Origin of the sequence: Shewanella sp. VB17 (assembly GCF_013248905.1) — a bacterium.
Taxonomy (GTDB): domain Bacteria; phylum Pseudomonadota; class Gammaproteobacteria; order Enterobacterales; family Shewanellaceae; genus Shewanella.
In genome coordinates this window covers 4,839,859-4,861,230 of record NZ_JABRVS010000001.1, presented here as the reverse complement: position 1 = coordinate 4,861,230, position 21,372 = coordinate 4,839,859, and the positions used below count along the sequence as shown (strand labels likewise).

Genomic DNA, 21,372 nt, shown 5'->3' with positions numbered 1-21,372 from the left:
ATCAAACCTGCCCAATGACCCCAACCTAAAAAGAGACTTGCCACTGATTATTCACATCATCAAAGCTGGATTGTAGGCATAAACAAGCTGAAAGGAATGAACTTAAGTTAACGCCTCGCTTAAATAATCGAGGAGCATGCGCACTTTTGGTGATAGGTGTCTGTTATGAGGATAGAGGGCCCAGATCCCAGCATCGGGCTGGCTGTTATTTTCAAGTAAAGGCACCAGTCGACCATCTGCTAAATAGGGGATGATATAGTAGTCGGGGAGTTGAATGATCCCGATCCCCTTTAATGCAGCATCAACCAATGCATGGCCGCTGTTACAATTCAGGCTGCCTTTAACTCGGATGTTTCTGGTTTTACCGTTTTCTTGAAATCGCCAGTAATCAATGGTACCTAATAGACAATTATGCTGATTGAGCTCTGACAGTGAATGGGGAATGCCGAACGTGTCGATGTAGCGAGGTGATGCGCAGACATAGAGCGTACGGGTGCTGAGCTTTTTAGCCATCATGGTCGAGTCTTCAAGTTGACCTAAGCGAATAGCAAGGTCATAGCCTTCATCGATGAGATCAATTTTTTGGTTGGTTAAATTGATTTTGACTTCGAGCTCTGGGTATTGAGCAATAAAATCGTTGATTAAAGGGGCAAGTGTTTTCTCGCCATAAGTGACGGGGGCGGTAATTTTGAGTGTTCCTCTGGGTGAGCTCTGTAAGTTAGTGATGACGCGTTCTGCTTCCTCTAAACCATCTAATACTTGCCGGCAATGTTGGTAATATATCCGGCCGACTTCTGTGGTCGATACTTTACGTGTTGTGCGGTGAAATAGTTTGGTGGCCAAGCGGATTTCGAGTGCGCTAACTTGCCTACTGACCTGCGCCGTCGATATTCCTAGGCGCTGCGCTGCTTGAGTAAAACTCTCGGTTTCTGCAACGGCGACAAATTCGCTTACGCCTTCCCAATGCAACATATTTGTCTCCTTAACCGCTTGAGTGATTACGCTAAAATGGGTGAATTGAAATTTAGCGCTAATGATTATTTCTATGTGCAAGCCACTTCAAGATACATGCTTCATCGTTCTCATAGGATGGCTGAGATGGTTTGGGTATAGTAAAAGGTGTTGCTGAATTAAGCCAATCTTCATTGCTGATTATTACCATATGGTAAAAGTTATTTGTACTGGGATGGGATTATTATTTTTTGTAGCTTGGATATAATCTTTGTCATCGTGACAGTGGTCGTGAGTGAATGACGACTTGTTGATTTTATACAGTGAGGATATATCGATGACAGGGCAAATTATTAAATCGAAAGCGGCAGTTGCTTGGGCTGTAGGTGAGCCACTTTCTATGGAAATCGTGGATGTCATGCCACCGCAAGCAGGTGAAGTCCGTATCAAGGTGATTGCCTCAGGTGTATGCCATACCGATGCTTTTACGCTTTCTGGTGATGATCCAGAAGGGATATTCCCTTGTATTTTAGGTCACGAAGGTGGTGGGATCGTTGAATCTATCGGTGTCGGTGTGACTAGCGTTCAAGTGGGCGACCATGTTATTCCACTTTATACACCTGAATGTGGTGAGTGTAAATTCTGTCTATCAGGTAAGACTAACCTGTGTCAGAAAATTCGCGCCACGCAAGGTAAAGGGCTAATGCCAGATGGTACTAGCCGTTTTTCGAAAGATGGTCAGATAATTTACCATTACATGGGGACATCGACTTTTTCTGAGTATACCGTGTTGCCTGAAATATCATTAGCTAAGGTCAATCCTGAGGCGCCGCTTGAAGAGGTTTGTCTACTCGGTTGTGGTGTCACCACTGGGATGGGAGCGGTGATGAATACGGCCAAAGTCGAAGAGGGCGCAACGGTGGCTATTTTTGGCATGGGTGGTATTGGCCTATCAGCCGTTATTGGTGCAACCATGGCAAAAGCGGCGCGGATCATCGTTATCGATATTAATGAAAGTAAGTTCGAACTCGCCCGAAAACTGGGTGCGACTGATTGCATCAACCCTAAAGATCACGATAAGCCAATTCAAGACGTGATTGTTGAGTTGACCGATGGTGGCGTGGATTATTCGTTTGAATGTATTGGCAACGTGAACGTGATGCGTTCTGCATTAGAATGTTGTCATAAAGGTTGGGGGGAATCTGTCGTTATTGGTGTTGCCGGTGCAGGCCAAGAGATCTCAACTCGCCCATTTCAACTGGTCACCGGCCGAGTCTGGAGAGGATCTGCATTTGGCGGCGTGAAAGGTCGTTCTGAATTACCTGAATATGTTGAGCGTTACTTGGCTGGTGAGTTTAAGTTGAGTGATTTTATCACCCATACAATGGGCCTTGAACAAGTGAATGAAGCCTTTGATCTTATGCATGAAGGTAAGAGTATACGCAGCGTTATTCATTTCGATAAGTAGTTAAATAACTAAATACAATTCATCCTCTCACTCCAGTTTAGCTGGTGGCAGCACCTGCTGGGTTGGAGCGATTTAGGAGATTTACCTGTGACAATTGAAAATTTGAGTGTTAATAAGAGTTTTGGCGGTTGGCATAAACAATATAGCCACCGTTCGAGAGTGTTAAATTGCGACATGAGATTTGCTATCTATTTGCCACCACAAGCCTCAAACGGTGAAAAGGTCCCCGTCTTATACTGGCTGTCAGGTTTGACCTGTAGCGATGAGAATTTTATGCAAAAAGCGGGTGTACAAGCACTGGCTGCCTCACTTGGTATTGCTATCGTTGCGCCGGATACTAGTCCAAGAGGCGATGATGTTGCCGACGATGAAGCTTACGATCTGGGTAAAGGCGCGGGGTTTTATGTTAACGCGACTCAGGCGCCTTGGAATCGTCATTATCACATGTATGATTACGTTGTCGATGAGCTGCCAAAGCTGGTGGAGTCGATGTTTCCTGTTAGTGATAAACGTTCGATTGCTGGGCATTCTATGGGTGGACATGGTGCGCTGGTGATTGCTCTGAGAAATACAGGACGTTATCAGTCTGTTTCTGCATTTAGCCCTATTAGTAACCCGATAAACTGCCCTTGGGGTAAGAAGGCGTTGACGGCATATTTAGGCCGAGATACTGCCACATGGTCAGAATATGATGCCAGCGTCTTGATGCGTCAGGCGAGTAATTTTGTGCCTGCTTTGGTGGATCAAGGTGAGGCGGATAACTTTCTTGTTGAGCAGTTAAAGCCTGAAATGCTTCAAGCTGCCGCGAGTGTGAGTGGTTATCCGTTAGTGCTAAACTTCCGTGAAGGCTATGATCACAGTTACTATTTTATTGCGAGTTTCATTGAAGATCATTTACGCTTTCATGCTGATCATTTACGTTAATAAGCCGAGATAAGGTTAATATCGAGCAGTGGTCGATTTTAAGGTTGTTAATGGTTCTTGCATTATGCAACCTTTACCCATTCATGAGCTCTGGCAAGATGGATCAGCCCACTGGATTTTAGCCGCGGCAGAGCGATCTGCCCCCATCGACCTTTATGGCAGTACCGGTGACAAAAGAATTGGTCATCATAAATTCAATGGTTTGATAGATAGGAAGAAAGCCTGCTTCGAACGGTAAAAGAGTTCCTTTAAGTACCTGTTCTTTTTGAGCTTGGCTATGTTCGGGGAGAAATTTGAGCGGTCCAGGCATAATAGAATTACAGCGAATTCCGGGGGCATATTTTTTGGCGAATGAGCGAGTTAGGTTCTCAAGGCCTGCCTTGGTTGAGCAATAAAGTGAATGTTCATGACTGGGATTTTCGGCGTAAATATCGGTCATATTAATCACCAATCCAGGGGTAATATCATCATACATGAGTGGAATTAGGTCATTAATTAATAGGTTAGGGAAGAGCATATGGATCTGAAAAAATTCGGTAAATAGGGTTTCTATCTCCTGGCCATCTTGGGGATCTGGCTTGAAGACAGAAGCATTGTTTATCAGCAGATCGATACGGTCAACTTGAGACTTAATAGTAGCAACCGCTTGGTCGACACCTGTTTTGTTGTAACCATCAATTTGAACTGAATGGAAATGTGCCGCCTCTATTGCAGGAACGTCTTGTTGGTCACCTCGAGAAATAGCAAATACTCTATCGCCTTGCTCAATAAATTGTTCAACCAAAAAACGCCCTAATCGGCGACTTGTTCCTGTTATCACTATCGTTTTCATCTTCTCTCGCTTAGCCAGTAAATGATTAACTTATCAGATGATAATTTATCACAGCTTAAGGATTAATTAGAGAAATAGAGTCAGAAACGGTTTCTGACTTGAAAACTCCACTCCCATTCGTTAACTTCAGCGCCTGTGGTGAAGGGCAAGCTAATATCAATATGGGCGATATTGCCATAACTTGAACGTGATGAGTAAATACGGGCACCGATCCCGATACTGCCGATGGGATCTGACACTTCATTATTTTCATCCGGTCCGCCAGTTGCTTGACCGACATCAATAAACGCCGCCCAGCCTAAGTCAGCGAGTTGATAGAGGTTGATATCAGGATAGTTACGTATTTCAGCGGTAAATAGCCATTGATTATCACCATATTGATAGTCGTTAGGATAACCGCGGATCCCAGTTTCATCACCCAGCGCGAAGGTTTTATCGAGATAGTTATTCTTCGATGTGCTTAATCGCGTTTTAGCGTAGGCTGTCCATTTAGGTGAAATGTGATAAAAGTATTCAGCCATAGCATTAACCTGATAAAAATCTTTTTGGCTGGTGGCGAATATGCTAGAGCTGTCGAAAGAAAGCAGCAATAAGTCTTTATTATGTTGATAGCCTCGCGTTGTTCGCCAGTTAATATGGTAACCAATTGATGTGTTGTTTAGATCTTCGGTTTCCAACCCTAACTTTAAATAGTGATGCCAACCTAAATTGAAGTCTTCATTATAGTTAATTAAGTAGATATTGTTGAGGACCTTATAGTTGTCCTGTAGGTACTCATAAGCGACCCAAGGGTAGAGAAAATCTCTATTTTGAGGGATTTCAGTGTTTGGATAAGAAGCTAAACGAGCAAACTCACTTTTGTCCTGAGTGATGCCAGTGATGATGCGAGTGCGGGAGTTGCTGGTTTTATTGGTACGCCAACCGTATTGCAGATTAACAAAGTCCTGTTGATGCGAAAATTCGTTGATGTCCATGCCATTTTGTCTCATGGTGTCAGTCTTGAGCTCATCAAGATAGCTCACAGAGTACATATTGCTAGAATCTAATGTGTAGAAAGGCTTATCAAATTGCAGCTGAGTCGCTTGACCATCGCTGTTATCTTGAAAGCTGATTGCTATTGTGGAGTGTTTTATTAATCTATCCAGTGGTGATTGAACCGAAAATTTGTAACCTGTTCTGTCGTTGTCAGAGCTATATTTTATACGTGTTCGTATACCGAGTCCGAGTAAATTGTCTTCTTTTAAACCGACAGAAAACTTACTGTCACCACCACTACGGCTTAGACTGATGGTGGGCAGCAATGACCAGTTATCCCATGTCTCAACTAAGATTATTTCCCCCTCATCAGGGGTATCGGCATCGGGTGCTCGCTCTGCAAAACTGATTTTTGCATCACGAATATAAGGCTCGTACCTTAAATTTCGTAGTGCTTCATCGATATCTTTTTGACTGACTTTGCTGTTTTCGGTAAAGGTGAGTTTGTGTAATATTGTCGATTCTTGAGTGTTAATATGCAGGTAGTTTGCCCAATCGTGGATAAAGAAACTGTTAGGTGCAGATTCATCGAAAATGGGATGGCTAGTGATAATGATACTGGCGAGTGGTTTTTTTTCTGTTAACGCATCTTTTGTTTGCATGCTTTCTTCGGCCGTACTCATCTGAGTGGCTAATAGATTTAGGCTGATGAACATGAGATACGTTTTATATACCACGTTAGATACACCTTTATTTGCTTAAACTTGTATTTTTTGCGGGAACAAACGACTTGGCTACAAGTTAATAACACACCTGACTGGCGAGTTAGTCAAGAAATAAATAAAAATAACTTTTATGACTCAATGATGCTAATAGCGATGTTTTACCGTGGTAAAAAGTGGATGGATATAGCTGAGTTTTTCAGGTTTGTTACTGCGACTTTCATTAGCTCATCAAGGCGTCTTGAACTGCAAATGTGATGTCTTTTATCAATTAATGGTTTGGCGACATTGGTGTTATAACGTCTTTCTAGGGGGGACTGCGACATTGGCAAAAATTAGGCCTGCGATCAGAGACATAAAGATCAAAAATATTTGGCTACCGATATGTGTCTGATTAAGCATGCTTTCACCTAAAATCAGAGTGTTGAGCCCGATATAAGTCTTACTCCCAGGTACCAGTATGACAATTCCCTGCAGAAGAGCGATAGAGGCGGGTGCCTTCATCCAGCGAGCAAACAGATTGGAATATACCCCAACGGTGAAAGCACCAAAAAATATACCGATGGATTCGCCTAGATAGATCCCACCTAACATAGAGGAAAAGAAGGCGATGATACCAGCCAAAATTCCCCAAGGAGCATCTTTCATGCGTGCCTTAAAGATGATGACAAGTGCCATTGATAATATGGGCACTGCAGACCAAACGGCCAATTTTGGGAGGGAGTCAGGTTCGAAATGAATCGCTTTACCAAATATGGATGTACCGATAACCATGCCAAAAATGGCGCCAAAATAGAGTTTAAACAGCAGCATACCGGCATCCATTATTCTGGCCGTGCCAGAAATAAGATCTCTGGCAGCGAGTTCAGCAAGCCCCAGCGTCAGTGCTAGACCTGGAATAAAAATAATAATGCCAGATAAGACAACTACAGGAATATTAATATTAGGATCCAATTGTGAAATGCCACTGGCAGCAATAGCACATAAAATGGCTGCTAGGGGTTCAAGCATTTCGGCCATACGCTTAGAATGCTCAGCACGATAGACTAGGCCATAGACCATAAATCCGAGTAATGAAGACCACAATACATCGTTCCAACTCGTTCCCATCAGCATAGCAAAAGCTCCTGCAGAGCTACCGAATGCCAGTAAGGTGAGTCGTGGGCCATAGGGATTAGGTTTGTTGGCTATCTCATCGAGTCGACCTAATGCTTCGTTGAGGCTTCGTTTACCTGATATTAATTCTTCTACCAGTTCATCAGTTCGGGCTAATGAGCCGAGATCCAGTTCGCCGGGTTTGACTCTGGCGACATGGTTATATTCTTGTTCATCATTGCGTTGCAGCACAAATGTCATCGATGTGGGAGAGATTAAGAAATAGCCTTCTAATCCTAAAAAATGCGAGACTGATTGAAGGTGTGCTTCAAGTCGATAGGCTGGTGTCCCAAATTTATGAAGATACTTCCCTAAGCTAATAATAAAACTGCGTTTCTCAAGAAACTCTTGATTGTTCACTTACAAGGTCCACTTAATTTGTTAAATGCGTATAAAACGCAGAGAATGCCAAACGAGCGCATAGTACCTCAGTTGGTCGTAAAAAGGTGACTCAGATAAAAAGTATTTACGTAGGTTAACTATCTTGTCATCTTGACTGATTGTTTTTTGTTCGCCTTTTGTCTCTTCCACCTGTTATACTTCGCATCCCATTATGTGGGCGAACATCAGAGTTTCCTTTAAGTTAACGTTAGGCTGTATCACTCATGCAAGTTGAATCCACGTTATTTACGTATCCCAAATACCGCTCTGAACTCGCTAGTCCAGCGCCATTTCTCCCTATGTCTCGTAAAGAAATGAATAAGTTAGGTTGGGAGAGTTGTGACATTATTATCATTACCGGTGATTCTTATGTGGATCATCCCAGTTTCGGCATGGCTGTTATTGGTCGAATGCTTGAAGCTCAGGGCTTTAGAGTCGGCATTATTTCTCAGCCTGAGTGGTCAAATAAGCATGATTTTATGGCACTTGGCAAACCCAATCTCTATTTTGGTGTGACATCGGGCAACATGGATTCAATGATTAACCGTTACACTGCAGAGCGTCGTATGCGCCATGATGATGCTTATACGGCGGGTGACATCGGCGGGAAACGTCCCGATCGTGCTGTGACAGTTTATACCCAGAGATGCAAAGAAGCCTTCAAGCAAGTGCCTGTTATTATCGGTGGCATCGAAGCGAGTTTACGCCGTATCGCACATTATGATTATTGGTCTGATAAAATTCGCCGTAGCGTTATCTTAGATGCCAAAGCAGATATTTTAGTTTACGGTAATGCTGAGCGTCCTTTAGTTGAAATATCTCATCGTCTTGCTGCAGGTGAGCCCATTGCGGAACTGCATAATATTCGTGGTACCACGGTTATTCGCAAAGAACCTACGCCGGGTTGGAAAGGCATGGATTCACGAAAAATAGATCAATTACATAAAATTGATCCCATTCCACATCCCTATGGTGCTGATGATGTGGGCTGTAAGAATTTATCAGGGCCATCAGATGTAAAAGTATTTGATAACAATGCCCCCAAAGCGATAAGCGTACAGCCTGCTAGACCTAAACCATGGGAGAATACCTATGTATTGCTACCCAGCTTTGAGAAGGTATCGACTGATAAATATCTTTATGCCCATGCATCACGTATTTTGCATCAAGAGCAGAATCCAGGTTGTGCACGCGCATTATTTCAGCGCCATGCTGATCGTGCGATTTGGGTCAATCCACCCGCATGGCCTTTATCTACCGAAGAAATGGATGGTGTCTTTGGCTTAGCGTATGCGAGGGTGCCACATCCTTCATATGGCGATGATAAAATTCCTGCCTATGACATGATAAAAACCTCCATTAATATTATGCGTGGTTGTTTTGGCGGCTGTTCTTTTTGCTCTATCACTGAACATGAAGGCCGTATTATTCAAAGTCGTTCAAAAGAATCGATTGTGAATGAGATTAAAGATATTCAAGACAAGGTGCCTGGCTTTACCGGGGTTATTTCAGATTTGGGTGGCCCAACAGCTAACATGTACCGTTTAGGTTGTAAGAGCGAGAAGGCGGAGAAAACCTGTCGTCGTATTTCTTGTGTCTTCCCCGATATTTGTGGCCATATGGATACCGATCATCAACCTACCATTGATTTATATCGAGCAGCGCGTAATGTGCCAGGTATTAAGAAAGTCTTAATTGCATCGGGTGTGCGTTATGATTTGGCATCGGAAGACCCACGTTATGTCAAAGAGCTAGCAACGCATCATGTTGGGGGCTACTTGAAAATTGCACCGGAGCACACCGAAGAGGGCCCGCTGAACAAAATGATGAAACCGGGTATGGGCACTTATGAAAAGTTTAAAGAACTGTTTGATAAGTATTCAAAAGAAGCCGGTAAAAAACAGTATTTGATCCCTTATTTTATCTCGGCCCATCCCGGTACGACTAACGAAGATATGGTCAATTTGGCGTTATGGCTTAAAGGTGAGAAGTTTAAACTGGATCAGGTGCAAAATTTTTATCCTTCACCAATGGCCAATGCCACGACTATTTATCACACTGAACTTAATTCGTTGAAGAATGTGAAGCACACCAGTGAAATTGTCACTGTGCCTAAAGGGGGGCGTCAACGTAAGTTGCATAAAGCCCTATTGCGTTACCACGATCCTGCTGGTTGGCCTATCATTCGTGAGGCGCTTATCGAGATGGGCAAAGAGAAGTTGATAGGTGGTGGGCTTAATTGTTTAGTACCAGCAGAGTCTCGCCAAGAACGTGAAATTAATCGCAGTAAGAGTAAGGGGGGCAACAAGCGCCTAAATACAGGTGATCAAGAGCAAGGTGGCAAGCAAGCCTTTACCCGTTTTTCTGAGGACCAATTTGCTGATCGTAAGCCAAAGAACAAAGGTGCTAAGTCTGGCTCAGCAGTTAAAAAAGGGGCTGGGGCAACCAGTGATGGACAAGTCAATACCTCTGTTATAGCTAAGCAACGTCCGGCTAAGAAAAATGTGTGGGGAACGACGCCTAAGCATCAGAGGTAGTTCATCTGAATGTAAATGAGTTAAGTTCGAACCAGTAACATAAAACCCAAAAGCGCATATCACTGATATGCGCTTTTGGGTTTAGCACAAGTTCATAGCAATTAACAATTAACGATTATCACTTAGCCATTGCGCGCTGGTGATCGCTTCAGCTCCTCCGAATGAGAGGGATAGTAGATTGGCAGCAACAAGCTGTGATCCAGTAAAACGATGTTCACCATAACTCAATGTTGGCGCGGCAATAGCATCACTAACCACTTCGCAACGATAGCCCTTGTTGGTAGCACTGCGGCAAAGAGTTTGTACACAAGCTTGAGCCATTGCGCCCACGATCACCAGTTTCTCAATGCCTAGTTCTATTAACGTTTGCTCTAAAGCAGTGTTGATAAAACTATCTATCTGGTGCTTAACGATAACAGGTTCATTTTCCAGAGGTGCGACGCTCGTCTCGATTGCTATTCCTGATGTGTTGCTGGCAAAGAATGGGGCATTGTCATCTTTGAAAATATGTTGAATATGGATCACGGGTAATGCTCGTTCTCTAAAGTAAGTCAGTAATGTTTTAGCTTGTTTTGTTGCTTTATCGGTATTGTCTAATTCGAAACGTCCACCGGTAAAATAGTCATTTTGCAGGTCGACCAACACGAGAGCTGTACGCTTTTGTGGTTCGAGTGGGGCGCTTAATTGAGTCAGTACGCTAAAATCATCTTCTTCGAGGTACCATTGACCATCATTGTTGAGTGTCCAGAGCTCCTTACTGATAAAGCCGCTGGCAATATTCATGGACCAGTTAGCTGATAATATGGCTTGCTTGTCGTTCAGGACTTTAATCTCGACATGGCGATATACGAGCTGAGTGGGTCCACTTTTAGCGAATTCATTCCAAAATGCACCTATGGCATCGATACCATCAAAATGGCCGAATGGCGATACCTGCATGCTTGCTTCTGGTAAGTAGCACTCGATACAAGCTTGAACGTCACCTTGGTTAAAATTGGCTATCCATTCACGGCTTGCTTGCATCACTGCTTGGCGTATTGACTGGCTCATGGTGTATCTCCTGATTCATTAAGTTGTTTTTCTATGTTGAGCAGTTTATTGTTATTTAATTCTTTAATAATTAGCCTAATGGTGAAATCAATGTTCATAAAAAATGAACAAAAGCGCTTAGCTTATCAAATGCTAGTATTTGATGAGATCATTAAAAAAGGTTCTTTTACAGCTGCTGCAGAGTCTTTAGGGCACACTAAATCGGCAGTGAGCCAATATGTGAGTCAGTTAGAAAGGCATTTAGGTGTACGACTTTTGAATCGCAGTACTCGGCAGTTAAATTTGACTGTGGTTGGGTTGCAGCTTGCTGAGCGAAGTGAGCAATTGCTTGATTTACTCACGACAACAGTGACAGAGATTGAGTCTCATGATCAGGCTCCCACGGGACGTATTGCTATTACGGCTCCTCATGCTTTCGAGTCGAATCTGGTGACACCAATAGTCGCTCAACTCTGTGATGAATATCCTAACTTACTACCTGAATTAGTCTTTAGTGATGAGCGGTTAGATTTACTGCAACAAAATTTAGACATTGCAATCTCTGTTGGGCCACAAAAAGATAGCACCTATCATGCAATATTGATTGGTAAGCTCGACAGTATTTTAGTGGCCTCGCCAGCTTATTTGGCAAAACACAGTGTGACTGACAACACGCTGCATTTACAGAATTTAGTTGTTCCGCCTTGGCAGCGACAAGTCAGATTGAAAAACTCTCATGGTGAAATAATCTTATTTAGTGGTGAAAAACAGTTGAAGGTCAATACGTCTATCAGTGTGATTAATAGCGTTGAGTGTGGTGCTGGCATTGGACTTGTCTCTTCCATTTTTGTACGGGACTTACTTGCTTCAGGGCGTTTACAGAGGGTGTTATGTGATTATCAAGGAGAGATGAAAGATGTATATGCACTTCATTCTTACCAGCACCAATTACCGATAGTATTAAGGCGATTTGTAGAGCGCTTAAAGATGGAATTTAACCGAATTAGTGCTGTCAGCCATGGGGAAATAATTCGTTAACATCTTGTTTGCTCGATCCTTGCAATATCATTATTTAGGTTAATTTATCAGTAGTATTACATACCGATAAATTAACCTAACAGCATAGTCCTATTAGTTTTCTTCGAAGGTGAATGACTGGCCAGCTAATGCTGCTTCGAACATTAATCCACCTTTAGCCATGGTATAGACAGCCATTCCATTGATGTACGAAGCTTTAGCCATCTTGTCACCAGCACCGCTAGAGTTACCTGTAGTACCTGCTTGTGCATTAGCCCCTATGTTAATAGCAACAGCTGAAGCTTGGGCATTAAATTCGAAACTGCCGCTGGTGAACGCTTCATAGGCTGCGGCATTTTTAAAGAAAATGATCTCACTATAGGCTTGACCTCCGATCTGAAACCCCAAAGATAACTGCGTTAGACTTGTATTTCCTGTGTGATCTTGATCACGAAAAACTTTGCCTTTACCGTAAGCAGCACCGATTCCAAATCCCCCTTTTCCGACGGTTGGGAAAATAGCATAACCGTAAGCATTGTCGAAAAACTTATGTGTATCGTTGGCTTGTTTAAACTTGGCGATTGTATCTGGATATATGTCGTCAGCGAGCACTGTTTGGGTGAACGTAAAACCGATAATTAGGCATATTGCTAAAATGCGTTTTGTCATAATAGACTCTGTTTTAAGCTTGTGGAGTTAGCATACCTACCTGAAATAAAAAAAGCGCCATTTAACGCGCTTTTTTATGGCTATGTCAGCTTAGGTTCAGTCAATCGTTAATTAATCTCTTTGCCTAAGGTATAGTGATTGAACCATTTTTGATCCCATTCCATTTTAGCTTTTTTATGTTGGTATTGACTTAAGCCATGAGCCTCTTCAGGGTAGACGACAAGTTCAACGGGAACATTAAGGTAATGTTTAAGTGCACGATATAGTCCTTGTGCATGGCCTAATGGGACACGTTGATCCTTCTCACCAATATGAATTAAAGTGGGGGTTTTTATTTTATCTGCGTGGCTCAGAGATGAGCCATGGCGATAAGCATCGGGTTTTTCCCAAGGTAAACCTTGCATAAAGTTGACCACATGACCTGGTGTGTCTTCTAGCATCCATTGTAGATTTTGATCAAAGACACCTGCACCTGAACTGGCTGCTTTAAAACGTTGGTTGGTACTAATAATCGCATTGGTTAAGTAGCCACCATTACTCCAACCCATCACAGCCATTTTATCGCCGTCGACTATGCCTTTTGCTATCAGGTGATCGACACCAGACATTATGTCATTAACTTCAATAACGTGCTCTTGACCAATAAGATCAGTGATAAATTTATTGCCATAACCAGTAGAGCCACGGTAATTAGGCGATAACAGTGCCCAACCATTGGCTGTGAAAGTTGAACGTCCGTATGAGCGATGCTGCAGTGCATATGGGGTCGCCGCAGTTGGCCCGCCGTGTAGTTGAACAATTAACGGCAGCGGACCCTCTTCTTTTGTGTAGTCAGCAGGCAGATCTAAGATACCTTCGATTTGAGTGCCATCAGGTGCAGTCCATTTAACGATTGAAATTTGAGGTAATTTCCAACTGTCGACTTGTGGATTGATATGACTCAGACGTTTCGGGCTAGTGTGTTGACTATTGGCATCGGCAATAAACATGTCAGCGAAGTGATCGAGACCGTTGTGACTAAAGGCCACCTTTTTTCCATCGTGGGTAAAGCTATAGCTACCGATAACCCTATCACCTTGGATGACGTTACGTGTCTCTTTTTGCTTGTTATCGTCTATTTCAGTACAAAAGAGTTTTATGCGGCCATGGTCGGCGCCGCGATAACAAATTTCGTGGCTATTCGGTCGCCATTTTATGTCGCTAGAATGTAATGTAACATCGCCGCTTGGTTTGATTTCAAGAGCAGGTTTGTCAAGTGCGGTGGTGTTGGCGATATAGAGTTGACCAGGATGACCATCAAAATCGATTCTGAAGGCTAAGTCGGTACTGTTATCTTGCCAAGCTAGCCCAAGTAGCCAGCCATAAGGAGATGGGGCCTTGTCTCGCCATTGAGTATCTATCAATGTGCTGCTGGCTTGTGTTTTAGTGTTAAAGATTTCGATGTCAGACCAACCCTCGAGGTGAACGAGTTCGTTATCATTGGTCGTGATCCTAGCAATTTTACTGCCGTCAGGACTGACCTTAAAATCCCATACCACTTTATCATCATCGAGTAATAGCTGTTGTTTGAAATGCTGTAGATCAAGTTGGTAAAGTGGATTGGTTTTACGTTCACCGTGGCCATATTTAGGCGTAGAATGTGCAGTCCGCATTGATGCCCATTCATCTTTATCTTGGATTGTTTTTGTGGTTAAGAAGTAGAGGTTTTTACCGTCATTACTTAACTGAAAGTGCGTAATGCCGTCAATTTCTGTTGTCATTGGTTGATTATCACCACCATTGACAGATAGTCTAAATATTTGAGGTTTCTCTTTATGAGGAACCTTAGTCTGGTCTTGTTTTACTTTGCGTAGGTAGTAAATATATTGACCATCTGGGCTCCATTGAGGGCTGGATTCACTTTCATTAGTGAATGTCATTCGTTTTGGTAGCTGGCTTTTGGTATCGAGTAGCCAAAGATCTTGTTGGCTTTTATCGAGATCTTTATCCCAGCGAGATTCTAGCCACATAGCATGTTCACCATTGGGGCTGAGTTGGACATGGCTCATTCCACCAATATTGAAAAAATCATCGATGGTGATGGTGTGAGTTCTTGCGGTCGTTGCAATTGATGAGCTTGATGCGAATATGCTGGTGGTGATAGCAGCCAACATACTGAGGCGAGTTAGTTTTCTCATGCCACTTCCTTCTTTTTATTATTTACCGACACCATAGCGTAAAATGATATGAGCTTAAATGAGGAGTGTTAAAAAATATCAATATATTTGTTTTTCTTTTCTATCATTGAGGTCAGTGAACTCTGGCGTGCCAATTGATCTGGGTGTCGGTCGTTAATTATTACTGAATTTATGCCCATCTAGTCAAATTGTTAGGTATAATAATGTGTATGTTTATCTATATTTTGACTTTGAATATAGCTTGCTGCTTGTACGGTGATATTCATCAGCGTATGTTTAGTTATCTGGTGTTATTTAACCACCTTGTTGGTTAATTGATTAAACCAAGCGAAAGGTAAGAGTAATTAAAGTGTATGAACGTGATAAGTTGGAATAAAAAATAGGTAATGACTTGATCTATAGCAAGAGAATGAATTAATAATAATCTGTTACTAGTTGTACATACGAGAGTAAGTGAAATAGAACTTGAATATGAGTGTTAGCAGTTAATCACAGGTGGATGATAATGAAATATATAGCCATTTTTTTATTGGTTGTGTTAGGCGTTTATCTTTATAGACGAGCTAAACGACTAGCCGAAGACGAGCAGGAAGTAACAACTCCGGTTGAGAAAGAGACGTGTGATACTCCTCCGATTAAGAGTGGGATTAACAGTGAAGTCGCCGCAGTTGAAGAACAAAATGTTGATGTCGTTTCGGCAGAAATAGTGATTGCAGATGTCACGATTAAAGCTGATATTCTTGCAGAGCCAGAGCCAGAGCCAGAGCCAGAGCCAGAGCCAGAGCCAGAGCCAGAGCCAGAGCCAGAGCCAGAGCCAGAGCCAGAGCCAGAGCCAGAGCCAGAGCCAGAGCCAGAGCCAGAGCCAGAGCCAGAGCCAGAGCCAGAGCCAGAGCCAGAGCCAGAGCCAGAGCCAGAGCCAGATGAAGCATGGATGAGCACTCAATTAGCTCAGGCTTTGGTAGAGTATCGAGCGACATCTGATGGTAGAATTAAACATCAAGCGATATTGGCGGCAGTTGCTGAATGCTATAAGCAGCGTAAACAAATAAAATATTCGACTTATGGCGCAGGATTAACTTCTGAGTATCTCAGCCTGTTCTCATCTTTGGGAGCACCAGCAAATACCAAAGGTGTTGGTTTTATGCACCTTTCAACACTGCTCAGCGATATTGGTATGTTTGATGATGCGATAGCACTTTGCCACAAAGCCATAAGTTATGGATTGACTGACGGAACCGTCACCGGATTTGAAGGACGCATTAATCGTATCGATAAAGCGAAGGGCAAAGCGAGTCAAACAAACTAGAGGGGCATTTTAAGTGGCATAATATATGTCAAAGCCATCTCATAGTGTATTTTCTGCATGCCGATAAATGGCGTGGAGATAACGTAAGGCGAACAGAGGTTCGCTTTTTTTTAGAATGATATTGGCATCCAGTGCAGGGCTGTTGAGCTTTTTTATTAGGTTTGGTTAACATAATGAGGCGAGCTTAGTCGAGTCAAGTGGTGACTTATTCGTTTGTGGTACACTGCAAAACAATGGTCGATGAAATGAGCTGTGGTGATCAAGTTTGAGCGAGTAAAATAGCCAACGCTTCAGTGCCGTCATTGGCAAATTGTACTGATAACAGTTAACTTAGCTTACACATTTTACTTAGTCACTTCGTACCTGCCTAATAGCATAATGGGTGAGTTGTAATAGGTTTGCAATGGTGAAATAGTAAGCAATGTAGCTAAGTTATCGTTTTAAAGAGATGTCATTAATGAAGTTAGATTCAATACTACTCATCCCAGAGTCGAATAGTTTATCTATTCAAGCAAAAATAGACTTTGAGGCATTTGAGTTATTTGCAGAGCCATTAGCTGTGGCGATAGACGCAAAGGTCATAGAGCGTCAATGGGGCGCGGATAGATACCAATGGTTGCTTGAATTCGAAGGTACATATATACAGCTCAATTATGAATTTTATGGTGATGTTTGCTGGTTATCCGTTGAGCAAAATGATGATTTTGAAGTGCTAGAGTTTCTGGCTAATTTGTTGGGGCGACACACATGAGCCAAGGTTCGGGTTTTCATTATCAGTCATTAACGCCTGATTTAATTTTAGATGCTATAGAAAGTCTGGGTATTTACCCTGAAACAGGTTTGTTGCCACTCAATAGCTATGAGAATAGGGTATACCAATTTCGTTGCGATCGTAGTATCCGTTATGTCGTCAAGTTTTACCGCCCAGAACGCTGGAGTAATGTACAGATCCAGGAGGAACACGATTTCTCTCAAGCTTTATTTGATGAAGAGATCCCCGTAGCAACGCCTGTGATCATTAATGGTCATTCTTTACATGAATATAAAGGCTTTCGATTTGCTCTTTTCCCTTCTTTAGGAGGGCGTTCATTTGAGGTTGATAACTTAGAGCACCTTGAAGCGACAGGACGCTTTATTGGACGTATACATCAATTTTCGCAACAGAAAAAGTTTACTCACCGTGACTTGGTTAATCCGCAAGTATTAGGAGATGAATCTTTATTATGGCTAAAGGGATCTGGACATGTTCCTCCTTCTCTTGCTTTGCCATATTTTACAATTGTTGAACAGGTGTTGGATAAGTCGAAAGAGATTTGGAGTAAACAAAACCCTAAACATATTCGTTTGCATGGCGATCTTCATCCTGGCAATATTCTGTGGACGCCTGATGGCCCAGGATTTGTAGATCTTGATGATGCACGTACAGGTCCTGCGATTCAAGACTTATGGATGATGATCACCGGAGATAGACCACAAAAATTACTCCAGTTGGAGATTTTGCTTGAGGCTTACGAAGAATTTTGTGATTTTGATGCCAAAGAACTTCAACTCATTGAGCCATTAAGAGCCATGCGTATGCTGCATTATAATGCTTGGCTTAGTCGTCGTTGGGATGATCCTGCTTTTCCGATGAATTTTCCATGGTATGGCGAAGAGAAGTATTGGGAAGGGCAGATCTTGTCGTTTAAGGAACAACTTGCGGTACTAAATGAGCCACCATTAACACTAACACCGAGTTATTAAAATAGGTTAAATATGTGTCTTGTCACACAAGATTGAACTTTACACTTGAGATAGTCTCCAATGACTATTATCTTAGTTGAAAATTATTAAAATCGACGCAGATGATCGCGTCAACAAGGAATATTATTATCATGAAAAAAACATTATTGATGGTCGCTGCTCTATTGATGTCTCCTATGGTGGCACTTGCTGCTGATTACAAAGAGGGAGTACATTACACCGTGATCAATGATGGTCCAGCAACGACTAAGCCTGAAATTACCGAGTATTTTTCATTTTATTGCCCTCACTGTTTTAATTTTGCCAAGAATGAAGTGCCAAAAATTAAGGCTGGGCTTCCAGAAGGTGTTGTATTTAAACAGAATCACGTGGATTTTATTGGTGGGGAAATGGGTAAAGAGATGTCTTATGCCTTTGCCGTTGCGCGTCAACTAAAAGTGGATGAAAAAATCGAACATGCACTTTTTTCTGCTATTCATGAGAAAAAGCAACATTTTACAAACCGTAACGATATACGTCAGTTATTCATTGCCAATGGTGTAGAAGGTAAGCGGTTTGATGCTGCCGTTGAATCATTTATGGTCAGTGCGAAGGTGTCACAAATGGAACATGCCACGAAGGATTCTAAAATATCAGGTGTGCCTGCGCTTATTGTTAACGGCAAGTATCGTGTTGAAACCGGCGCAATTAAATCTTATGACGAACTGCTTGATATTGCCTATTATTTAACATCGATGAAGTAATATTAAACGACAGTCATAATGACTGTTTTATCGCATGTTTACGACAGGAGCCTTTAGGCTCCTTTTTTATTGCGTAAACTAGTAATCTTAAAGTCGCTAAATATTAACTAATCATGATCTTATCTTTAATTTGTTACAATTATGAATATTATTTAATGCAACTTTCGTGGTTAATCTCGGTCAAATATTTGAGAATAATTCATAATTAACTATGAAAGCAATAATTAGGAGGCCTATGTGAGATTTTTCCCTCTCTATTCACCAAAGCTTATTGTTAAGCATGCACGTATATTTTTATCTGGAGTGATTTGGGTAAAAGACTTAGGTAGATTAGAATTTAATAATGGCAGGTTTCTACTTCCTAGAAAAAGTTTACCTGAGGTCAAGGAAGCTGTTATTGAGCTCAATGATTTAATTGAGTCGCAAAGTAGCGAAGCGAAGATAGCTTAATCTTCGCATTCGTATCATTTTGAACGATTAGTTCACTTCTTCATTTAACAAGCCAACGAGTCCAGTTACTTTTTCATTCCAAGAATTGAGATCTTGACTGAGTTGTTGGTTTTGCTCAGTTAGGCCAATTCCTCTTTGTTTTTCTTCTTCAAGCTCCATTTTTAATAGCTCGATAGTTTCAAGTGCTGTCTGGATTTTTGTCTCCAGTTTTGACAGTAGTTCAAGGCTCATGGGAGTCCCAGTAGTTTTTCAATTGAAGTTTGATTCTATCAGTGCAATGACAGTAGTGAAAAGTTAATTATGCTAAGTGAACAAAAATAATCGAGAATTTAGCTTACATGGGATGTATTTCTTAGATTCCTCTAATACTTTACTATTCTTACGGTGATTTTAGAAAAAAATCATGCTTATGGAGCCGAGAGTCTTGATGTCTTATTGGCCACAAAGACCGCTTAATTTGGTAGCTGCAGGTTTAGTGTTAGCGAGTGTAGACACAAAAAAGCCCCCTTGCGGGGCTTCATTTAGCCAGATTCTCGCTAGATAAACTTGCTGTGAGTTATCTAATGATAATGTCTCTGTAAAAGTTTCGTCGCTATAAGTCTCACTGGCATTTTGCTTAAGGTAGCTAGCATTAATAAATCACAGGATATTTTGTGGCGTCACCTGTATTTGCGTGTTGCCAATGCCTAACTGCCCGTAAATATTGTCCCCCCAGCATTGTAGAGTATCATCGTCCAAGATAGCACAGCTGTGGCCTTTACCTAATGCGAGTGTTTTAGCATTGCTTCTAAGCAGTATTGTCTGTGGCAGTGATTGATTATCTGTATTACCTATGCCTATTTGTCCATACTCATTATTTCCCCAACATTGAACTCGGCCATTTTCGATAAGCGCACAAGCATGCTCATCACCAAGTGCTATTTGCCTAACTGAACCGAGTAAACTAAGGAGCTGAGGTCTGGCTTTTACATGGGTATAGCCTAAGCCTAATTGTCCATATTGATTCTTGCCCCAACATTTCACTTTACCATCCACTAGTAAGGCGCAGCTATACTCTGCTCCAAGGGATATTTGCTTAGCCTGTTCGCCTAAGTCTACAACTTGCGGCGACGTATACGAATGAGTATCTTGGTTTTGCTGAGGTGAAAACCCGATCCCTAACTGACCAAAATAATTACTTCCCCAACAGTGTACTTCTCCACCATCGGATAGCATACAAGAATGCAGGTTTCCAATTGCTATCTGTTTTATATTATCATGAGTATTTACTCTAATTGGTGTCCTGCTAGGACTGGTTGTTCCAGAGCCTAATTGCCCAAAAAAATTATTGCCCCAACATTTAGCTTTATCATCGAAGTAAGTCATACAAGCATGAGTTTTCCCCATGATAATGGCCTTTGGATTATCAGCTATATTTAAATTGTTTGGAGTCACCAATCTATGAAGCTTATTACCTAATAAAGACCTACTATTTTCTCCCCAACATTTAACAATATTATTTTCAAGCAACACGCAAGAATGGGAGCCTGACAACGTGAGTGCTTTAGGGTTTTCTGTCATGTTGAGTCGTTGCGGTCTTGTTTCACTGACTTCACTTCCTAAACCTAATTGTCCAGAATAGTTATGTCCCCAACAAAGAATTTCTTTATTTTTTAGTATCCCACAAGTATGAGACGAACCAAGTGCTACTTGCTCCCAAGTGCTAGGTATTGCAGCGCTTATATTCGAACTACTTATTAATATTAAAATCAAGCTAAACAACTTAAATGTACGCATTCTTACTACTTATGCCTATGTGTTAATATATTGAGTGTTAAATGGTAACATTATTGTCTGTTAATTCAATCATGAATGACTCGGTAAAACTTTAGGTGTCTTCTCATATAAACCAGCTACAGCAGGTATTTTAGGGTAAGCATGCTATTGATGTTTGTTTAGCTCAGTTAATAAAATTAAGAGTTAGCCCGTTATTAACCGAGTTGAGCGACGTGTACTACTAAGTTAAACCTCTGCCAATCATTAGACGCTCGAATACCTTACTATTGTCGGTACTCGAAAGGAAATAGTAGTCTCTCTATTGGACTCATCGCAGATGTTTTTGTGTCAAGTATTATTTTGATGGCATAAATAGGGATGTAGGCTGAACACAGTGTCAGTAGGGATATAAGATTGTTTAGTTGTATTTAAAGGTTTTATTTGATTAAAATCATAGTGTTAACGTTTATTTGCTTTTTATGACAATATGCCACTGTAAGCTTCATGTTATGTTTAGACACAAAAAAGCCCCTTGCGG

Annotated in this window: 19 protein-coding genes; 10 read left to right on the top strand and 9 right to left on the bottom strand. The window is 41.8% G+C overall.

Features of this window, described 5'->3' with window-relative positions; genetic code table 11:
* Nucleotides 1-102: 102 nt before the first annotated feature.
* The gene (locus HQQ94_RS20955) at nucleotides 103-972 is read right to left on the bottom strand and encodes a LysR substrate-binding domain-containing protein (protein ID WP_173296240.1); all 870 of its coding nucleotides are present in this window, start codon (nucleotides 970-972) and stop codon (nucleotides 103-105) included.
* Nucleotides 973-1,288: 316 nt separating this feature from the next.
* Between HQQ94_RS20955 and HQQ94_RS20950 the strand changes: the two genes are divergently transcribed.
* The gene (locus tag HQQ94_RS20950) at nucleotides 1,289-2,419 is read left to right on the top strand and encodes an S-(hydroxymethyl)glutathione dehydrogenase/class III alcohol dehydrogenase (RefSeq protein WP_173296239.1); all 1,131 of its coding nucleotides are present in this window, start codon (nucleotides 1,289-1,291) and stop codon (nucleotides 2,417-2,419) included.
* An 87-nt stretch (nucleotides 2,420-2,506) separates the two neighbouring features.
* Complete coding sequence (gene fghA, locus HQQ94_RS20945; RefSeq protein WP_309247263.1) at nucleotides 2,507-3,343, top strand: S-formylglutathione hydrolase; 837 nt, start codon at nucleotides 2,507-2,509, stop codon at nucleotides 3,341-3,343.
* Nucleotides 3,344-3,461: 118 nt separating this feature from the next.
* On the opposite strand, the gene HQQ94_RS20940 is transcribed toward fghA, so the two are convergent.
* Both HQQ94_RS20940 and HQQ94_RS20935 read right to left on the bottom strand, forming a co-directional pair.
* Nucleotides 3,462-4,175, bottom strand: coding sequence for an SDR family NAD(P)-dependent oxidoreductase (locus HQQ94_RS20940; protein WP_173296238.1), 714 nt, complete (start codon nucleotides 4,173-4,175; stop codon nucleotides 3,462-3,464).
* Between the two features lie 80 nt (nucleotides 4,176-4,255).
* Nucleotides 4,256-5,746 carry a hypothetical protein gene (locus HQQ94_RS20935; protein WP_375335726.1) on the bottom strand — a complete coding sequence of 497 codons (1,491 nt, stop codon included), beginning with the start codon at nucleotides 5,744-5,746 and terminating at the stop codon, nucleotides 4,256-4,258.
* On the opposite strand from HQQ94_RS20935, the gene HQQ94_RS23165 reads away from it, so the two are divergent.
* Nucleotides 5,745-5,837 (top strand): hypothetical protein, encoded by a 93-nt coding sequence (locus HQQ94_RS23165; RefSeq protein ID WP_173296236.1) that lies wholly within the window; start codon nucleotides 5,745-5,747, stop codon nucleotides 5,835-5,837. The two genes, HQQ94_RS20935 and HQQ94_RS23165, sit on opposite strands and share 2 nt — an antisense overlap.
* Before the next feature lie 329 nt (nucleotides 5,838-6,166).
* Here the strand turns inward: HQQ94_RS23165 and HQQ94_RS20925 are convergent, their stop codons facing one another.
* A complete protein-coding gene (locus tag HQQ94_RS20925; protein WP_173296235.1) occupies nucleotides 6,167-7,387 on the bottom strand; it encodes a threonine/serine exporter ThrE family protein in 1,221 nt (406 codons plus the stop codon).
* Between the two features lie 245 nt (nucleotides 7,388-7,632).
* Between HQQ94_RS20925 and HQQ94_RS20920 the strand changes: the two genes are divergently transcribed.
* Complete coding sequence (locus HQQ94_RS20920; protein ID WP_173296234.1) at nucleotides 7,633-9,945, top strand: YgiQ family radical SAM protein; 2,313 nt, start codon at nucleotides 7,633-7,635, stop codon at nucleotides 9,943-9,945.
* Nucleotides 9,946-10,053: 108 nt separating this feature from the next.
* Here HQQ94_RS20920 and HQQ94_RS20915 read toward each other — a convergent pair whose 3' ends face one another.
* Nucleotides 10,054-10,995 (bottom strand): isochorismatase family protein, encoded by a 942-nt coding sequence (locus tag HQQ94_RS20915; protein ID WP_173296233.1) that lies wholly within the window; start codon nucleotides 10,993-10,995, stop codon nucleotides 10,054-10,056.
* A 90-nt stretch (nucleotides 10,996-11,085) separates the two neighbouring features.
* Here HQQ94_RS20915 and HQQ94_RS20910 point away from each other — a divergent pair, with 90 nt between their 5' ends.
* Nucleotides 11,086-12,012 carry a LysR family transcriptional regulator gene (locus HQQ94_RS20910; protein WP_254304117.1) on the top strand — a complete coding sequence of 309 codons (927 nt, stop codon included), beginning with the start codon at nucleotides 11,086-11,088 and terminating at the stop codon, nucleotides 12,010-12,012.
* Nucleotides 12,013-12,105: 93 nt separating this feature from the next.
* On the opposite strand, the gene HQQ94_RS20905 is transcribed toward HQQ94_RS20910, so the two are convergent.
* Nucleotides 12,106-12,660 carry a YSC84-related protein gene (locus HQQ94_RS20905; RefSeq protein WP_173296232.1) on the bottom strand — a complete coding sequence of 185 codons (555 nt, stop codon included), beginning with the start codon at nucleotides 12,658-12,660 and terminating at the stop codon, nucleotides 12,106-12,108.
* A gap of 107 nt (nucleotides 12,661-12,767) precedes the next feature.
* Complete coding sequence (locus tag HQQ94_RS20900) at nucleotides 12,768-14,837, bottom strand: S9 family peptidase (RefSeq protein ID WP_173296231.1); 2,070 nt, start codon at nucleotides 14,835-14,837, stop codon at nucleotides 12,768-12,770.
* Nucleotides 14,838-15,342: 505 nt separating this feature from the next.
* On the opposite strand from HQQ94_RS20900, the gene HQQ94_RS20895 reads away from it, so the two are divergent.
* From HQQ94_RS20895 to HQQ94_RS20875, 5 genes are all read left to right on the top strand, one after another.
* Entirely contained in the window at nucleotides 15,343-16,143 is an 801-nt protein-coding gene (locus HQQ94_RS20895; RefSeq protein ID WP_173296230.1) for a hypothetical protein, read from the top strand.
* Nucleotides 16,144-16,600: 457 nt separating this feature from the next.
* Nucleotides 16,601-16,894 (top strand): DUF3630 family protein, encoded by a 294-nt coding sequence (locus HQQ94_RS20890; RefSeq protein WP_173296229.1) that lies wholly within the window; start codon nucleotides 16,601-16,603, stop codon nucleotides 16,892-16,894.
* Nucleotides 16,891-17,886 carry a serine/threonine protein kinase gene (locus tag HQQ94_RS20885; RefSeq protein WP_173296228.1) on the top strand — a complete coding sequence of 332 codons (996 nt, stop codon included), beginning with the start codon at nucleotides 16,891-16,893 and terminating at the stop codon, nucleotides 17,884-17,886. Before HQQ94_RS20890 ends, HQQ94_RS20885 begins: the two co-directional genes overlap by 4 nt.
* 131 nt (nucleotides 17,887-18,017) lie before the next feature.
* The gene (locus tag HQQ94_RS20880) at nucleotides 18,018-18,629 is read left to right on the top strand and encodes a thiol:disulfide interchange protein DsbA/DsbL (RefSeq protein WP_173296227.1); all 612 of its coding nucleotides are present in this window, start codon (nucleotides 18,018-18,020) and stop codon (nucleotides 18,627-18,629) included.
* Nucleotides 18,630-18,866: 237 nt separating this feature from the next.
* Nucleotides 18,867-19,079 carry a DUF1107 domain-containing protein gene (locus tag HQQ94_RS20875; protein WP_173296226.1) on the top strand — a complete coding sequence of 71 codons (213 nt, stop codon included), beginning with the start codon at nucleotides 18,867-18,869 and terminating at the stop codon, nucleotides 19,077-19,079.
* A gap of 27 nt (nucleotides 19,080-19,106) precedes the next feature.
* On the opposite strand, the gene HQQ94_RS20870 is transcribed toward HQQ94_RS20875, so the two are convergent.
* Entirely contained in the window at nucleotides 19,107-19,310 is a 204-nt protein-coding gene (locus HQQ94_RS20870) for a cell division protein ZapB (RefSeq protein WP_173296225.1), read from the bottom strand.
* A gap of 408 nt (nucleotides 19,311-19,718) precedes the next feature.
* Nucleotides 19,719-20,855 (bottom strand): RCC1 domain-containing protein, encoded by a 1,137-nt coding sequence (locus tag HQQ94_RS20865; RefSeq protein WP_173296224.1) that lies wholly within the window; start codon nucleotides 20,853-20,855, stop codon nucleotides 19,719-19,721.
* Between the last annotated feature and the right edge of the window lie 517 nt (nucleotides 20,856-21,372).

Excerpts from the sequence above, each read along its gene's own strand:
- HQQ94_RS20885 (WP_173296228.1), top strand. The coding sequence starts at position 16,891 with ATGAGCCAAGGTTCGGGTTTTCATTATCAGTCATTAACGCCTGATTTA.
- HQQ94_RS20880 (WP_173296227.1), top strand. The coding sequence starts at position 18,018 with ATGAAAAAAACATTATTGATGGTCGCTGCTCTATTGATGTCTCCTATG.
- HQQ94_RS20940 (WP_173296238.1), bottom strand. The coding sequence starts at position 4,175 with ATGAAAACGATAGTGATAACAGGAACAAGTCGCCGATTAGGGCGTTTT.
- HQQ94_RS20895 (WP_173296230.1), top strand. The coding sequence starts at position 15,343 with ATGAAATATATAGCCATTTTTTTATTGGTTGTGTTAGGCGTTTATCTT.
- HQQ94_RS20900 (WP_173296231.1), bottom strand. The coding sequence starts at position 14,837 with ATGAGAAAACTAACTCGCCTCAGTATGTTGGCTGCTATCACCACCAGC.
- HQQ94_RS20905 (WP_173296232.1), bottom strand. The coding sequence starts at position 12,660 with ATGACAAAACGCATTTTAGCAATATGCCTAATTATCGGTTTTACGTTC.
- HQQ94_RS20950 (WP_173296239.1), top strand. The coding sequence starts at position 1,289 with ATGACAGGGCAAATTATTAAATCGAAAGCGGCAGTTGCTTGGGCTGTA.
- HQQ94_RS20890 (WP_173296229.1), top strand. The coding sequence starts at position 16,601 with ATGAAGTTAGATTCAATACTACTCATCCCAGAGTCGAATAGTTTATCT.
- HQQ94_RS23165 (WP_173296236.1), top strand. The coding sequence starts at position 5,745 with ATGGGATGGCTAGTGATAATGATACTGGCGAGTGGTTTTTTTTCTGTT.
- HQQ94_RS20870 (WP_173296225.1), bottom strand. The coding sequence starts at position 19,310 with ATGAGCCTTGAACTACTGTCAAAACTGGAGACAAAAATCCAGACAGCA.
- HQQ94_RS20910 (WP_254304117.1), top strand. The coding sequence starts at position 11,086 with ATGTTCATAAAAAATGAACAAAAGCGCTTAGCTTATCAAATGCTAGTA.
- HQQ94_RS20955 (WP_173296240.1), bottom strand. The coding sequence starts at position 972 with ATGTTGCATTGGGAAGGCGTAAGCGAATTTGTCGCCGTTGCAGAAACC.
- HQQ94_RS20920 (WP_173296234.1), top strand. The coding sequence starts at position 7,633 with ATGCAAGTTGAATCCACGTTATTTACGTATCCCAAATACCGCTCTGAA.
- HQQ94_RS20865 (WP_173296224.1), bottom strand. The coding sequence starts at position 20,855 with ATGCGTACATTTAAGTTGTTTAGCTTGATTTTAATATTAATAAGTAGT.
- HQQ94_RS20915 (WP_173296233.1), bottom strand. The coding sequence starts at position 10,995 with ATGAGCCAGTCAATACGCCAAGCAGTGATGCAAGCAAGCCGTGAATGG.